General features: G+C 33.5%; 15 protein-coding genes. 11 read left to right on the forward strand and 4 right to left on the reverse strand.

Translation table 11 applies throughout. The features are described 5' to 3' along the window. Positions 1-30: 30 nt before the first annotated feature. Both AC0J6S_RS14215 and AC0J6S_RS14220 read left to right on the forward strand, forming a co-directional pair. A complete protein-coding gene (locus AC0J6S_RS14215; RefSeq protein WP_474954408.1) occupies positions 31-918 on the forward strand; it encodes a carbon-nitrogen hydrolase in 888 nt (295 codons plus the stop codon). Positions 919-920: 2 nt separating this feature from the next. Continuing rightward, on the forward strand, positions 921-1961 hold the full coding sequence (locus tag AC0J6S_RS14220; protein ID WP_474954409.1) for an agmatine deiminase family protein: 1041 nt from the start codon (positions 921-923) through the stop codon (positions 1959-1961). Between the two features lie 84 nt (positions 1962-2045). Here AC0J6S_RS14220 and AC0J6S_RS14225 read toward each other — a convergent pair whose 3' ends face one another. Next, the gene (locus tag AC0J6S_RS14225) at positions 2046-4313 is read right to left on the reverse strand and encodes a M1 family metallopeptidase (protein ID WP_474954410.1); all 2268 of its coding nucleotides are present in this window, start codon (positions 4311-4313) and stop codon (positions 2046-2048) included. 171 nt (positions 4314-4484) lie between these two features. Between AC0J6S_RS14225 and AC0J6S_RS14230 the strand changes: the two genes are divergently transcribed. The 3 genes from AC0J6S_RS14230 to AC0J6S_RS14240 all read left to right on the forward strand — a co-directional run bounded on the left by AC0J6S_RS14230 (position 4485) and on the right by AC0J6S_RS14240 (position 6593). After that, positions 4485-5336, forward strand: a complete 852-nt coding sequence (locus tag AC0J6S_RS14230) for an aldose 1-epimerase family protein (RefSeq protein ID WP_474954411.1) — start codon at positions 4485-4487, stop codon at positions 5334-5336. Between the two features lie 10 nt (positions 5337-5346). Then, positions 5347-5895 (forward strand): GNAT family N-acetyltransferase, encoded by a 549-nt coding sequence (locus AC0J6S_RS14235; protein ID WP_474954412.1) that lies wholly within the window; start codon positions 5347-5349, stop codon positions 5893-5895. Between the two features lie 146 nt (positions 5896-6041). Continuing rightward, positions 6042-6593, forward strand: a complete 552-nt coding sequence (locus tag AC0J6S_RS14240; protein WP_474954413.1) for a DUF3575 domain-containing protein — start codon at positions 6042-6044, stop codon at positions 6591-6593. Between the two features lie 2 nt (positions 6594-6595). Here the strand turns inward: AC0J6S_RS14240 and AC0J6S_RS14245 are convergent, their stop codons facing one another. Beyond that, complete coding sequence (locus AC0J6S_RS14245) at positions 6596-6826, reverse strand: VF530 family protein (RefSeq protein ID WP_474954414.1); 231 nt, start codon at positions 6824-6826, stop codon at positions 6596-6598. A gap of 49 nt (positions 6827-6875) precedes the next feature. On the opposite strand from AC0J6S_RS14245, the gene AC0J6S_RS14250 reads away from it, so the two are divergent. Next, on the forward strand, positions 6876-7361 hold the full coding sequence (locus AC0J6S_RS14250; protein WP_474954415.1) for a SixA phosphatase family protein: 486 nt from the start codon (positions 6876-6878) through the stop codon (positions 7359-7361). 83 nt (positions 7362-7444) lie between these two features. Here the strand turns inward: AC0J6S_RS14250 and AC0J6S_RS14255 are convergent, their stop codons facing one another. Beyond that, positions 7445-8128 (reverse strand): OmpW/AlkL family protein, encoded by a 684-nt coding sequence (locus AC0J6S_RS14255; RefSeq protein ID WP_474954416.1) that lies wholly within the window; start codon positions 8126-8128, stop codon positions 7445-7447. A 145-nt stretch (positions 8129-8273) separates the two neighbouring features. On the opposite strand from AC0J6S_RS14255, the gene smpB reads away from it, so the two are divergent. Together smpB and AC0J6S_RS14265 are read left to right on the forward strand one after the other, a co-directional pair. After that, on the forward strand, positions 8274-8726 hold the full coding sequence (smpB, locus tag AC0J6S_RS14260; protein ID WP_474954417.1) for an SsrA-binding protein SmpB: 453 nt from the start codon (positions 8274-8276) through the stop codon (positions 8724-8726). 80 nt (positions 8727-8806) lie between these two features. Beyond that, a complete protein-coding gene (locus AC0J6S_RS14265; protein WP_474954418.1) occupies positions 8807-9856 on the forward strand; it encodes a Fic family protein in 1050 nt (349 codons plus the stop codon). 39 nt (positions 9857-9895) lie between these two features. Here the strand turns inward: AC0J6S_RS14265 and AC0J6S_RS14270 are convergent, their stop codons facing one another. Beyond that, on the reverse strand, positions 9896-10537 hold the full coding sequence (locus tag AC0J6S_RS14270) for a protein-L-isoaspartate(D-aspartate) O-methyltransferase (RefSeq protein ID WP_474954419.1): 642 nt from the start codon (positions 10535-10537) through the stop codon (positions 9896-9898). Between the two features lie 144 nt (positions 10538-10681). Here AC0J6S_RS14270 and AC0J6S_RS14275 point away from each other — a divergent pair, with 144 nt between their 5' ends. From AC0J6S_RS14275 to AC0J6S_RS14285, 3 genes are all read left to right on the forward strand, one after another. Next, a complete protein-coding gene (locus AC0J6S_RS14275; protein ID WP_474954420.1) occupies positions 10682-11647 on the forward strand; it encodes a Gfo/Idh/MocA family protein in 966 nt (321 codons plus the stop codon). Positions 11648-11729: 82 nt separating this feature from the next. After that, the gene (locus tag AC0J6S_RS14280) at positions 11730-12617 is read left to right on the forward strand and encodes a 3-hydroxyacyl-CoA dehydrogenase family protein (protein WP_165151058.1); all 888 of its coding nucleotides are present in this window, start codon (positions 11730-11732) and stop codon (positions 12615-12617) included. Between the two features lie 79 nt (positions 12618-12696). Next, on the forward strand, positions 12697-13917 hold the full coding sequence (locus tag AC0J6S_RS14285; RefSeq protein ID WP_474954421.1) for a DUF1015 domain-containing protein: 1221 nt from the start codon (positions 12697-12699) through the stop codon (positions 13915-13917). Positions 13918-13921: the final 4 nt, after the last annotated feature.

The raw sequence follows: 13921 nt of genomic DNA on the forward strand, positions 1-13921 counted from the left end.
TTACTATTTTTGCAGTCTAAAATTTAAGTCATGCCAAACAAGAAATATAAAATAGCGGTCATTCAATTGAATCTTAATGATATTGCCGAAAACAACTTGAAGAAATGTATCAGTTGGGTTCGTGATGCCGCCAACCTTGGTGCCGAAGTGATTTCGTTGCCTGAACTATACAGCAGTCATTATTTTTGTCAAAGCGAAGATGTCGATAATTTTGCTTTGGCTGAACCATTATACAGTACTTCGTTTATTGCTTTTAGCGCTTTGGCAAAAGAGTTAGGCGTGGTGATTATTGTTCCTTTCTTCGAAAAAAGAATGGCTGGAATTTACCACAATAGCGCCTACATCATTGACACAGACGGTTCAGAGGCAGGATTGTATCGTAAAATGCACATTCCGGACGATCCACATTTTTATGAAAAATTCTATTTCACGCCTGGTGATTTGGGTTTCAAAACAATTCCAACCAAAAAAGGAAAAGTAGGAACCTTAATTTGTTGGGATCAATGGTATCCTGAAGCGGCTCGTTTGACAGCTTTACAAGGTGCTGAAGTGTTATTTTACCCAACAGCAATTGGATGGCACCCAGCAGAAAAAGACGAATATGGTGTAAACCAACATGGCGCTTGGATGAGTGTTATGAAGGGACATGCGGTTGCAAATGGCGTTTATGTTGCTGCAGCAAACAGAATCGGTTTAGAGCAATACTTACCTGATACGGCTGGAATTCAGTTTTGGGGATCTTCATTTATTGCGGGACCACAAGGCGAAATTTTGGCGCAAGCCTCACACGACAAAGAGGAAATCCTAATTGCAGAAGTAGATTTAGACTTACAGGAAAATGTGCGTCAGAACTGGCCATTTTTCAGAGACCGAAGAATAGACGCTTTTGGTGATATTACAAAAAGAGCAATCGACTAATTATGACTACAAATAATAGAATATTTCCTGCCGAATGGGAAAAACAACAAGGGATTTTACTGTGCTTTCCGCACAATGGAAAAGACTGGCCAGGAAAATATGAAGCGGTTCAATGGGCTTTTGTAGAGTTCATTAAAAAAGTTGCCACTTTCGAAACTGTTTTTTTAGTGGTTGCCGATGAAAACCAAAAAGAAAAAGTCAATACAATGCTGGAAACAGCTCATGTAAAGTTAACGAATATTTCCTATATCATTCATAAAACCAATAGAAGTTGGATGCGTGATTCGGGTCCGATTATAGTTAAAAACAGAACCGAAAGAGAGGCTTTGAACTTTAATTTTAATGGTTGGGCTAAATATAAAAACATTCAATTAGACAAATTTGTTCCTGCAAAAGTGGGTGAATTTCTGAATATTCCTGTTACGCAAGTCCAATACAAAGGAAAACCGGTAATTGTAGAAGGTGGAGCAATTGATACTAACGGACGCGGGACTTTACTAACATCGGAAGAATGTTTGATGCATCCGGATATTCAGGTTCGGAATCCAAATTTTACTAAAGCTGATTATGAAGCCGTTTTCAAGGAGTACCTAGGAATTACGAATGTGATTTGGCTAGGCGACGGAATTGAAGGAGACGATACACACGGTCATATTGACGATTTATGCCGCTTTGTAAATGAAGATACAATTGTAACTATTGTAGAAACAGACCCAACGGATAATAACTACAAACCGTTGCAAGACAACTTAAAACGTTTGCAAAACGCCAAACTTGAAAATGGAAAATCACCTGTAATTGTGGTTTTACCAATGCCAAAACGTTTGGAATTTGATGGCTTGCGATTGCCAGCGAGTTATGCGAATTTTTTGATTCTGAACAATTGTGTTTTAGTTCCAACTTTTAATGACAGTAATGACAGAAAAGCGTTAAACATCCTTGCAGAATGTTTTCCGGATAGAGAAATCATCGGGATTAGCGCTACTGATTTTATTTGGGGTTTTGGAACATTACATTGCTTAAGTCAGCAAATTCCAGAATAGATTTAGAAAAAAAATTGATTCCATAAAAAAAGACTTGCAGATTTAAATCTACAAGTCTTTTTCTTTTAAATATATGACTAAATACTATTTATCTCTCGTAAACGGTATTTGTTGTCCTTCAGGAACTGTCATGTCAAATCCGTTTAGATTGTCGTTAAATTGGAATTTAAGGCCCGCTTGTTTCGACTCGAAACTGTTTTTTCCTGTTGGTTCCACTGTAAAACTTGGATAATTTGTTATCAAAACATTTAGCGCACCATTTTTCTCTGAAAAAGTAATTTTTAATGGCGCCATTTTTGTTGAAAAAACACCTAAATAACCATCCAGAATTACATCTTTTTCAATCAAACCTTTATCTGCGGTCCAACTGTTATTTGCTGTATTACTGTCTGGTAAAACATGATCAGGATCTAATGTAATGCTTTCAATTTCCTCTGTTGAATTGTGTTTGAAAGACCACGCTTTGTTTCTTTGCCAAACTTCAACCGGTAATTTAACACGCGTTATTTTTCCACTTTTCGTTTTTATGTCTACACTTACTGGCATTGCCATTTTTTCAAAATTTTCAATCGCAATTACAACTCCTTGTTTCGGGTCGTTTTTCACGTATTTTATCGAATTGATTCCTTGGTCTAAACGCCAATTGTATTGGAACCAACCTCTCCAAAACCAACTCAAATCTTCACCAGCAACATTTTCTATTGTTCTAAAGAAATCGTCCGGTTGTGGATGTTTGTATGCCCAACGCTCGATATACGTTTTCAAAGCCAAATCAAAACGTTCCGGTCCGAGAACTTGTTCACGTAAAATAATTAATCCAGAACTTGGTTTTGAATACGCCAAAAGACCAATATTGGTTTCTTTCATGTTATCGGGAGAACTCATTATAGTTTCAAGAGTTGGACTTGTATACACTTCAGCTCTTTGATGCATATCAACCGGCATATCTTTGTATTCGCCATTATTAAATTCAAATGAGCTCAATGAATTGATAAAAGTATTAAAACCTTCATCCATCCAAGCAAACATTCTTTCGTTTGACCCAACAATCATCGGAAACCAGATATGTCCAAATTCGTGGTCTGTAACGCCCCATAAATCAGCACCTTTTGACTCCCAGCTACAAAAAACAATTCCAGGATATTCCATTCCACCTTCATTTCCTGCAACATTTGTAGCCGCTGGATACGGATATTCTAACCATTTTTTTGAATAATGCTCAATAGAAGCTTTTGTATATTCTGTTGAACGTCCCCAAGCTGCATCTCCTGCACTTTCCATAGGATAAACTGAAACAGCCAATGATTTCTTTCCGCTTGGCAAATTGATTTTTGCTGCGTCTAAAATAAATGCTGCTGAAGATGACCAAGAAAAATCACGGGAATTTTTGATTTTATAGTTCCAAGTTTTTGTAGTTGTCGCAACAATTTTTGATGAACTTTCAACTTCTGCAGCAGTACGAATAAAAACAGTTTTATCACTTTGCTTTGCTTGTGCTAATCTACTTTGCTCTACAGAAGTATACACCGCTGTAGGATTCAATAACTCACCAGAAGCAACCACAATATGATTTGATGGGGCTGTAATACTCACATCAAATTCACCATATTCCAAGTAAAATTCAGAAGCTCCCAAATACGGATTTGTATTCCAACCACGTACATCGTCATACACACACATACGCGGATACCATTGCGCTATCGTGAAAATTTTACCATTTTTAGTTTCTAAAACTCCCATTCTGTCCGAACCTTCAAAAGGAGCTATAAAAGAAAAGTCGATTTTGATTTTAACAGAACCGCCTTTAGCATTCAATCCTTGCGGAAGAAAAACCTGCATTCTCGTATCCGTGATTACATACTTAGCAATAGTTTCAGTAGCGACTCCTTTTACAGTAGTAATCACTTTCACCGATTTAATTTTATGACCGCCATCAAAAACTTGGCCTTGAGCCCCATTTCGGCTTCCTGTCAAGGGAACAATTGCATTTCCACGAGAATCCGCTTTGAATAAATTCTGGTCTAAGTTCATCCAAACAAATGCCATTTTATCCGGACTGTTATTCGTATAAGTGATGATTCCTGTCCCTGAAATCTCGTTGTTTTTTTCATCCAGTTTGGCCGTCAATTTATAATCAGCACTGTTTTGCCAATACTCCGCTCCTGGTTGTCCACTTGCAGAACGGGTACTTGTTCCATTTTTTGAGTAAAAAAACGGAGCAAAAGCATCATGGTAATCGTACTTTGAAACTGCATTAGCAGGTGCATTTGCTGGGTTTTGTTGCGCCCAAACGGACGTAAATCCCAATAATAAAGTCAGATGTAATATGACTCCGAAACGAATATTTTTCATTTTGTTATGATTTATATCACAAATTAATGAAAAAAAAGAGAATTTTGAGCTATGGTAGCAGAATTGATTCCATTACAAATAAATAATATGCAGCTAAAATTGAAATAGATTTGAAATTAAAAAATACATTTACAATAGAAAACCAAGTTTTAAATTAAAAGACGAATCATTTTGACAACTGTAATAAAAAATTCAATTCTAACGGCTGAAATAAAACATTTTGGTGCTGAATTAATTTCGTTAAAATCGAAACAGAATAAAGAATACATTTGGAATGGAAATCCAGAATTTTGGGGAAAGCACTCTCCTATTTTGTTTCCAATTGTAGGTACTTTAAAAAATAACTCCTTTCATTATAACGGAAATGAATATCATTTATCTCGACATGGTTTTGCCAGAGACATGGAATTTAATTTAATTGATTCGACAGAAAACAGTGCTACTTTCTCCATAAAATCTTCTGAAGAAACTTTAAAATTCTATCCTTTTGAATTTGAATTGCATCTGATTTATAAGTTAATGGAAAACAATTTATCGATTGAATACAAGGTATTTAACAAAGGAAAATCTACGATGCCATTTTCTATTGGAGCACATCCCGCTTTTGCTTTGCCCAATCTATTTGAAAATTACGCTATTACTTTCGAAAAAGAGGAACCTTTAGAATACTATCTTTTGGAGAATGATTTAATTTCTAATAAAACAAATAAATTAGAGGTTACAAATAAACAAATTCCTCTGACTTATGAATTGTTTGAGAACGACGCATTGATTTTTAAAACACTACAATCCAATTCGTTGACTATTTTAGAAAATGAAAATCCAATCCTAAGAGTCCATTTTGAAGATTTTCCTAGTTTAGGAATTTGGACTAAAATGAATGCGCCTTTTATTTGCATTGAGCCTTGGTTTGGTTATTCGGATACCAATGAAATTTCCGGAAATCTATTCGAAAAAGAAGGCATTCAAATTTTAGAACCAGATGCAACTTTCCAGTCCAAATTTAGAATTGAAATCCTTTAATTCCTAAACGATGGTAACTTTAAACTTTAGTCCATTTCCGAATTTAGAAACTGAACGTTTACTTTTAAGAAGAGTTAATTCTAATGATATAAAGGAGATTTTGGCTTTGCGATCCAATCCGGAAACCATGAAATATATTCCCAGACCTTTATTGAAAACGGAAGAAGATGCTCTGGAACATATTGCAATGATTGACTCTAAAATAGAAAGTAATGAAGGCATTAATTGGGCAATTACGTTGAAAGATAACCCAAAACTTATTGGAATAATTGGCCATTACAGAATAAAAGCAGAACATTATCGCGCCGAACTAGGTTATATGTTATTACCTGAATATCATGGAAAAGGAATTGTTTCCGAAGCGGTGAGAGAAGTTGTAAAATATGGATTTCAGGTGATGAACTTACATTCGTTAGAAGCAGTAATTGACCCTGAAAACTATGCTTCTGCAAAAGTTTTAGAAAAAAATGGATTTGTCAAAGAAGCGCATTTTAAAGATTATGAATTTTTTGAAGGGCGATTTTTAGATAGCGTGATATATTCTATTTTAAACAACTAGTCTTTATTTCTATCTTCCTTTATCTTGTTAAATACGTTTAAACTGACAATATTGACTATAAATTTAAAAGGGAATCAAACAATAACAGCTATATTTGTGACTGTTTTAATCCGTTTTTACCAAAAATAAAGTACACACCTCCTTTTATGAAAAAATTATTTATTGTTTTTTTCCTATTACTCTCCTTTTTATTACATAGCCAAACTTATATAAAAGCGAATGTTTTTACTACATTATTTACCATTCCAAATGTTGGTATTGAAACCAGTATTGGAGAAAAATCTACCTTACAATTTGATGTTTTGAGTTCTTTTTGGAAATCAATAAATGGCAAACCTAGAGAATTTTATACTTTTACCTCTGAATACAGATATCATTTTAAAGAAAAACACAATGGATTTTATGCGGGTGCACATTTAGGTGCTAGTGCATATAATTTTCAAAAATGGAACTACTTAAACAGTGATAAATATGAAAAAGGAGTCGGTTATTTTATAGGTTCAACCATTGGGTATCAAATAAAAATCAATGAAAAATTTATGCTAGATTGTTTTTTAGGTGGAGGCTGGCATCAAGGTTTTTACAAAGGCTTTTTAATTAGTACTGGAGAACGTTATGAAGGAGCTAAAGACTATAACAAAAGTGGTGAATGGTTACCTTACAGAGGCGGAGTTATGGTTTCTTACAAGTTAAATTAGACTTACTTAACTAATTTAGACGCTGATTTTAAATATAAATCTTCCACTTGCTTTCTTGCCCAATCCGTTTTTCGTAAGAAAGTCAAACTGGATTTTACACTGGGATTATCTGTAAAACACTTTACTTTAATCAGTTCTCCTAAAGTATCAAATCCGTAATGAGCCACTAATTGTTCAACGATTTTTTGAAGTGTGATTCCGTGAAGCGGATCTTTCGATTTTAAATTTTCCATTTGGCAAATATATAAAATCGATAAATACTAATTTTTTAAATTCATTCAAATGAAAAAAATTCTATTAATACTTGCGCTTTTATTTTTAAACATCAGCTTTGGACAACAAAATATAACTACTTATTATTTCATTCGTCATGCTGAAAAAGTGGATAGTTCCCAAAATCCAGATTTATCAGAAAAGGGTTTGAAAAGAGCGGAACTTTGGAACACTATATTTTCAAAAGTTGATTTTGATGAAATCTATTCAACAGATTATAAAAGAACCATTCAAACTGCAAGTCCAACCGCGACAACAAAGAAAATTGAGATTAAATTGTATAATCCCAAAACAATAAACATTGACTCTTTTAAGAAAGAAACATTAGGAAAAAAAGTTTTAATTGTGGGACATAGTAATACCACACCAAAATTTGTCAATGATATTATCAATCAGAACTTATTTTCTGATATTGAGGATGAAAATTTTGGGAATCTTTGCATAGTTACTATCGTTAACAATACGATTTCATACCAATTGTTGAAATTAGAATGAAAGCTTATGGTACTAAAAAACCATAAAAAAGTCACTATCCAATGGTAGTGACTTTTTGCTTTAATGCAGATTTGATAACTATTTTAAAATTTCATTCCGAATCCCATTCCTAAAATTAATGGATTTATTGTAACATCCGCAGGCATACTTAGTCCTGCTGCTAAGTTTGAAGCATCTACAGTTACATCGGTTTTCAGAAATAATTTTTTAGCATCAACATTGATAAAAAACGTGTCGTTTAACATTAAATCAAAACCAACTTGGAAAGCATAACCGACATTATTTTTATAGCTAACATTTTTTACTGTATTTCCATCCTCTACATTGTAAAAAATAGTATAATTGACACCAGCACCAACATAAGGTTTGAACACTTTTTCTTCGAAAGGTGTAAAATGATATTGCATAGTCAAGGTTGGAGGCAACAACCAAACATTTCCCAAATCTATATTGACATTAGTTGGTCCTCCGATTGCTGATATATCAGAGCCTACGGTATTAACGTCGTGCTTGGTAGTAGCCAAAATTAATTCGGCTGCGAAATGCTTTGTAAAAAAATATGTAAAATCTAATTCTGGAACAAATGTATTTGAAAGAGATATATCACCACCAATAATGCCAATTTTTGCACTTTCATAAGGAACAACAGCAATACCTCTGATACGAGCCTGCCATTTTTTGAAATCTTGTGTGTTACTTTGCTCTTTGGTTTGCGCATTTAATGTCAAAAAGGACACTGCCATAAAGGCTAAGATAATTTTTTTCATTTTAACTTTGGTTTAAATTGTTGAACAAATTTAAGCTTGAGGCTTTCATTATTAACTGATATAAATCATAGTTTGAAAATTATTTATACTTATTTTAGGACCTATTATTGCATAAATTTTCAATTTTATTATACCTTTGCAAACTATGCTAAAAACAATAAATATCTTCAATAAGAGAGCCAAATTTGATTATGAAATAATCGAAACATTTAATGCTGGAATTGTTTTAGCTGGAACCGAAATCAAATCCATTCGATTAGGAAAAGCAAATATCACTGAGAGCTTTTGCGAATTCAGTAATAATGAACTTTTTGCTATAAATACGTATATCGAAGAATATACTTTTGGCAATCAATTCAACCACAAAGCCAGAAGCGAACGTAAATTACTTTTAAATAAAAGAGAGCTAAAAAGCTTAGCAAGAAGCGTTCAAGCGAAAGGATTGACAATAGTTCCTTTGAAATTGTTTACCAATGAAAAAGGATTGGCTAAACTCCAAATAGGCCTTTGTAAAGGTAAAAAAACCTATGATAAGCGCGAATCTCTTAAAGAACAAGATACAAAACGCGATTTAGACCGAATCAAAAAATCATTTTAAATTAAAAGAAATTAGGAAAAAATATTTTTATTTTAAAAAAATGACTAAATTTGTCAAGACAAATAAAAACACTTTTAAAAATGAAAACACTACTCAAAAACGCAAGAGAACAAAAAGGACTCAAAACCAGAGAAGTGGCTCAACTTTTAGGAATTGATCAAGCCTTAATAAGCAAATTTGAAAGCGGAACCAGAAAACCCACTAGAGACCAAGTTATAAAATTAGCATCTCTCCTAGAAATAGATTTAGAAACGATTATGGTCGCATGGCTTAAAGAAAAAATTCTTTATGAAATTGGTCAGGATGAATTTGCTTTAAAAGCATTATTAGTTGCGGAGCAAGAATTAAGATATCATAGCAAACCTTCCAAGAAAAAACTATCTACTACACTTCAAAAAATTTTAGATGAAATAGATATTTTAAAAACAAAACTGGATAGTTTTCGTCAGTTTGATAGTTACCGCATTGCTCAGGCTCTAGAACTGGAATATACTTTTGAAAGTAACCGTATTGAAGGCAATACAATGACTTTACGTGAAACTGATTTGGTTATCAATGAAGGTTTAACGATTTCCGGAAAAAGTATGCGGGAACATCTGGAAGTCATTAATCATCAAGAGGCAATTGCTTACATCAAAGATTTAATGCAAAGAAATAGTTCCCTAAATGAAAGCGAAGTACTGTCTATACACAATCTTATTTTGAGAGGAATTCAACCTGAAGATGCCGGCCGCTATAGAAAAGTTCAAGTAATGATTCAAGGGAGCAGTCAAATGCCTCCGCAACCCTTTTTGGTCGCTAAAGAAATGGAAGATTTTTTTATTTGGTACGAAACCAATAAATCAAGTCTTCACCCGATAGTTTTAGCTGCTGAAATGCACGAACGTTTGGTAACTATCCATCCATTTATTGATGGTAACGGCAGAACTTCACGTTTGGTAATGAACCTAGTTTTGCTACAACACGGATACATTATTGCAAATATCAAAGGAGATTACGAAAATAGAATGCGCTATTATCAATCTCTGGAAACAGCACAAACTAAAAATAATAAAGACGATTTTTTGTTGTTCATTGCACAGATAGAAAAAGAAAGTTTAGAACGGTATCTAAATATTATTGGTCAATAAAAAACCCGTCTCGTTATTTAAGCGAGAGGGGTTTCTAATTTAATTTTTATCTTCTAATAAAGGAACGAATCGAAACTCGCCGAATTCATGTTTTTCGAATTGTGTTTCATTTTTTCTGATTAATAAAGTCATAATCTGCACCTCTTCTCCTAAAGGAATAACCAGCCTTCCACCTATTTTAAGCTGCGCCATCAGAGGCTGAGGAATAAATGGAGCACCAGCAGTTACAATAATACTATCAAAAGGAGCATAACCTGGTAATCCTTTGTATCCGTCTCCAAAAGAAATATGTTTGGGACGAATTCCCAACTTTGGAAATAAACCCGAAGTTTTTTTGAACAATTCATTTTGTCTTTCTACACTAAATACTTTGGCACCCATCGTACACAAAACTGCCGTTTGATATCCAGAACCTGTTCCTATTTCTAAAATTTTGTCCTCTTTTTTTACTTCTAACAATTGAGACTGAAAAGCCACAGTATATGGTTGAGAAATGGTTTGTCCTGCACCGATAGGAAATGCTTTGTCTTGATACGCATAATCTTCAAAACTGGAATCCAAAAATAAGTGCCTTGGAATCTTTTTTATCGCCTCCAAAACATTTTTATCAGTAATTCCTTTTTGCTCTAAAACGCTTACTAATTGATTCCGAAGTCCTTGATGTTTGGCTGTGTCTTTCAAAATTTACTATTTTATTTTGGTAAAAATAACAAAGAATTTCTCAATTCAAATGTTGGATTTTAAATTTTAAATTAACGTAATAATTGTCCCATATCAATAATAGATTAATCATTTTATTGCTATTTTTGTAAAAATTACATCGTTATGCTGAAAATTGGAGTATTAGGTGCTGGTCATCTGGGAAAAATACATTTGCGTTTATTACAACAATCTGATAAATATGAATTAGTCGGTTTTTATGATCCAAATCAAGAGAATGCCGAAAAGGTTTCTAAAGAATTTGGATACAAGCATTTCACTACAATTGCCACGCTAATTCATGCCGTTGATGTAATTGATATTGTAACACCTACCCTTTCTCACTACAAATGTGCCAAAGTAGCCATCAAATCCGGTAAGCATGTTTTTATCGAAAAACCTATTTCAAATACGGTAGAAGAAGCCGAAGAAATTATTGCTTTAGCAAAAGAATATAATGTTAAAGGCCAAGTTGGTCATGTAGAGCGTTTCAATCCTGCATTCATAGCTACAAAAAACATGATTGAAAATCCTATGTTTATCGAAGCGCATCGTCTAGCTGAATTCAACCCTCGTGGAACTGATGTTCCTGTAGTTTTAGATTTGATGATTCACGATATTGACGCTATTTTGAGCGTGGTAAAATCAAAAGTAAAAAATATTAGTGCAAGTGGTGTTTCAGTTATCAGCGATACACCAGATATTGCTAATGCGAGAATCGAATTTGAAAATGGTTGCGTAGCTAATTTAACGGCAAGCCGAATTTCGATGAAAAATATGCGTAAATCTCGTTTTTTCCAGAAAGACGCTTACATTTCAGTAGATTTCTTGGAAAAGAAATGTGAAGTAGTCAAAATGAAAGATGCTCCGGAAGTTCCCGGCGATTTTGATATGATTTTACAAAATGCGGAAGGCGTAAAAAAACAAATCTATTTCTCGAATCCAGATGTGGAACAAAACAATGCAATTCTTGATGAACTTGAATCGTTTGCAGATGCCATAATCAATGATACAGAACCTATTGTGACATTGGAACAAGCCACTGAAGCACTTCGTGTCGCCTACCAAATTATCGATTGTTTTAAAAAATAAATAAAAATTTGCATAAAGTTTAAGGTTTAAAGTAGCTCTCGAGAACTTTAAACTTTAAACTTATAAACTTTAAAATAAAAATATGAAAACAATAGCCGTAATCGGAGCAGGAACAATGGGGAATGGAATCGCCCATACCTTTGCACAAAGTGGTTTCACCGTAAAATTAATAGATGTCTCAGAGAAATCTTTGGATAAAGGAATGGCAACAATCGCCGCAAATTTAGACCGAATGATTGCAAAAGGGAGCATTACCCAAGAAGATAAAGCCAAAACAATCACCAATATTATAACCTATACAGATATTAAAGATGGTGTTGTAGGTGTTGATTTAGTAGTAGAAGCTGCCACCGAAAATGTAGAACTAAAACTAAATATTTTCAAGCAATTGAATGAAGCTTGTTCTCACGATACGATTTTAGCAACCAACACTTCTTCGATTTCAATTACTCAAATTGGAGCTGTTGTGGCGCATCCAGAACGCGTTATTGGAATGCATTTTATGAATCCGGTGCCAATTATGAAATTGGTAGAAATCATTCGTGGGTATAACACAAGTGACGAAGTGACTAAAATCATCATGAATCTTTCGGAGAAATTAGGAAAAACACCTGTTGAAGTAAATGATTATCCTGGTTTTGTTGCCAATAGAATTTTGATGCCAATGATCAATGAAGCAATCGAAACCTTATATAACAAAGTGGCCGGTGTTTATGAAATTGACACGGTTATGAAGCTTGGAATGGGACACCCAATGGGGCCTTTGCAATTGGCTGATTTTATCGGTCTAGATGTATGTTTAGCCATCTTAAATGTTATGTACGACGGTTTCAAAAACCCAAAATATGCTCCTTGCCCGTTATTGGTAAATATGGTTCGTGCAGGAAAAATGGGGGTAAAATCCGGTGAAGGTTTCTACGATTATTCTGAAAGTAAAAAAGCAGAGAAAATTTCCAAACAATTTATATAGTCTCTATGTTTAAAATTCGGGAGTTTGAAGTTAATTACTTTAAATGCTCGGCTTTGGGCTTTTGACTTTTGACTTAATTATGGCTAAAATAGTTCCTTTCAAAGCAGTTCGTCCTACTCGTGATAAGGTATGTCTTGTCACCTGCCGTTCCTATGAAGAATATGTAAATGCTGAATTAGCGGCACAATTAGATTTCAATCCGTTGTCTTTTCTACATATTCTAAAACCTGCTTACACCAATCAGGAAACTGTTTCTTTTGAAAAAAGATACCGCCAGGTTCATCAAAAATATGAGGATTTCAAAAATGAAATCATTTTGGTAAAAGACAAAAAACCGGCTATTTATATTCACAAAATTGTTACCAAAACACAATCTTTTACAGGGATTATTGCAGGAACAAGTGTAGCTGATTATTGCAATAATATCATCAAAAAACACGAAGATATTATCGCATTCCGTGTTCGATTACTCAAAGACTACATGAAATATTCTGAGTTTAATACCGAACCAGTTTTGATGACTTATCCAGACAATAAAACAATTGAAAACTGGATTTTTAATTGTACCCAAAAACTAGCTGATTTTGAATTTTCAACAACAAAAAAAGAGATTCATTATTTGTGGAAAATTGAAGATCCTTTAGAAATAAATTGGCTTCAAAACATTTTCGAAAAAACGGATAGTCTTTATATTGCGGATGGTCATCATCGTACTGAAGCATTAAAATTGTTATCTGAGGAAAATAATGATTCAGAAAATACAGCTAAAAACCATATTTTGAGCTATTTAATTTCTGAAAACAACGTAAAAATATATGAATTTAATCGCTTGGTAAAAGATTTAAATGGTTTTACCAAAGAAGATTTTTTAAAGGAATTAGAAAAGAATTTTATTATTACAAATAAATATCAGCAACCTTTTCAGCCTTCCAAAAAACATGAATTCGGAATGTATCTTGACAATTCCTTTTATAGCTTAATTTTAAGCAAAGAAAGTGAAGTTTTCGATACCGTTTTGGAATGCTTAGATACACAAATTTTATACAAAAAAGTATTGTTACCTATTCTTGCCATTGAAGATTTACGAAATGACGAACGAATAGAATATCTATCAGGAAAACAATCCGTTTTAGAAGTAAAAAATAAAATTGATCAAGGAGAATTTGAAATCGGTTTTATACTATTCCCATCAAACATTCGAGAAATAAAAGCCTTAGCAGATGCTAATCTAATAATGCCTCCAAAAAGTACGTACATTGAACCAAAGTTTAGAAGCGGATTAGTCGTTTATGAACTTTAACACC

Source organism: Flavobacterium sp. TS_SC_5, assembly GCF_056156265.1.

What these genes read in the sequence shown, in the direction of transcription:
- AC0J6S_RS14215 (WP_474954408.1), top strand. Translation starts at nt 31, where the DNA reads ATGCCAAACAAGAAATATAAAATAGCGGTCATTCAATTGAATCTTAAT.
- AC0J6S_RS14220 (WP_474954409.1), top strand. Translation starts at nt 921, where the DNA reads ATGACTACAAATAATAGAATATTTCCTGCCGAATGGGAAAAACAACAA.
- AC0J6S_RS14225 (WP_474954410.1), bottom strand. Translation starts at nt 4,313, where the DNA reads ATGAAAAATATTCGTTTCGGAGTCATATTACATCTGACTTTATTATTG.
- AC0J6S_RS14235 (WP_474954412.1), top strand. Translation starts at nt 5,347, where the DNA reads ATGGTAACTTTAAACTTTAGTCCATTTCCGAATTTAGAAACTGAACGT.
- AC0J6S_RS14240 (WP_474954413.1), top strand. Translation starts at nt 6,042, where the DNA reads ATGAAAAAATTATTTATTGTTTTTTTCCTATTACTCTCCTTTTTATTA.
- AC0J6S_RS14245 (WP_474954414.1), bottom strand. Translation starts at nt 6,826, where the DNA reads ATGGAAAATTTAAAATCGAAAGATCCGCTTCACGGAATCACACTTCAA.
- AC0J6S_RS14250 (WP_474954415.1), top strand. Translation starts at nt 6,876, where the DNA reads ATGAAAAAAATTCTATTAATACTTGCGCTTTTATTTTTAAACATCAGC.
- AC0J6S_RS14255 (WP_474954416.1), bottom strand. Translation starts at nt 8,128, where the DNA reads ATGAAAAAAATTATCTTAGCCTTTATGGCAGTGTCCTTTTTGACATTA.
- smpB (WP_474954417.1), top strand. Translation starts at nt 8,274, where the DNA reads ATGCTAAAAACAATAAATATCTTCAATAAGAGAGCCAAATTTGATTAT.
- AC0J6S_RS14265 (WP_474954418.1), top strand. Translation starts at nt 8,807, where the DNA reads ATGAAAACACTACTCAAAAACGCAAGAGAACAAAAAGGACTCAAAACC.
- AC0J6S_RS14275 (WP_474954420.1), top strand. Translation starts at nt 10,682, where the DNA reads ATGCTGAAAATTGGAGTATTAGGTGCTGGTCATCTGGGAAAAATACAT.
- AC0J6S_RS14280 (WP_165151058.1), top strand. Translation starts at nt 11,730, where the DNA reads ATGAAAACAATAGCCGTAATCGGAGCAGGAACAATGGGGAATGGAATC.
- AC0J6S_RS14285 (WP_474954421.1), top strand. Translation starts at nt 12,697, where the DNA reads ATGGCTAAAATAGTTCCTTTCAAAGCAGTTCGTCCTACTCGTGATAAG.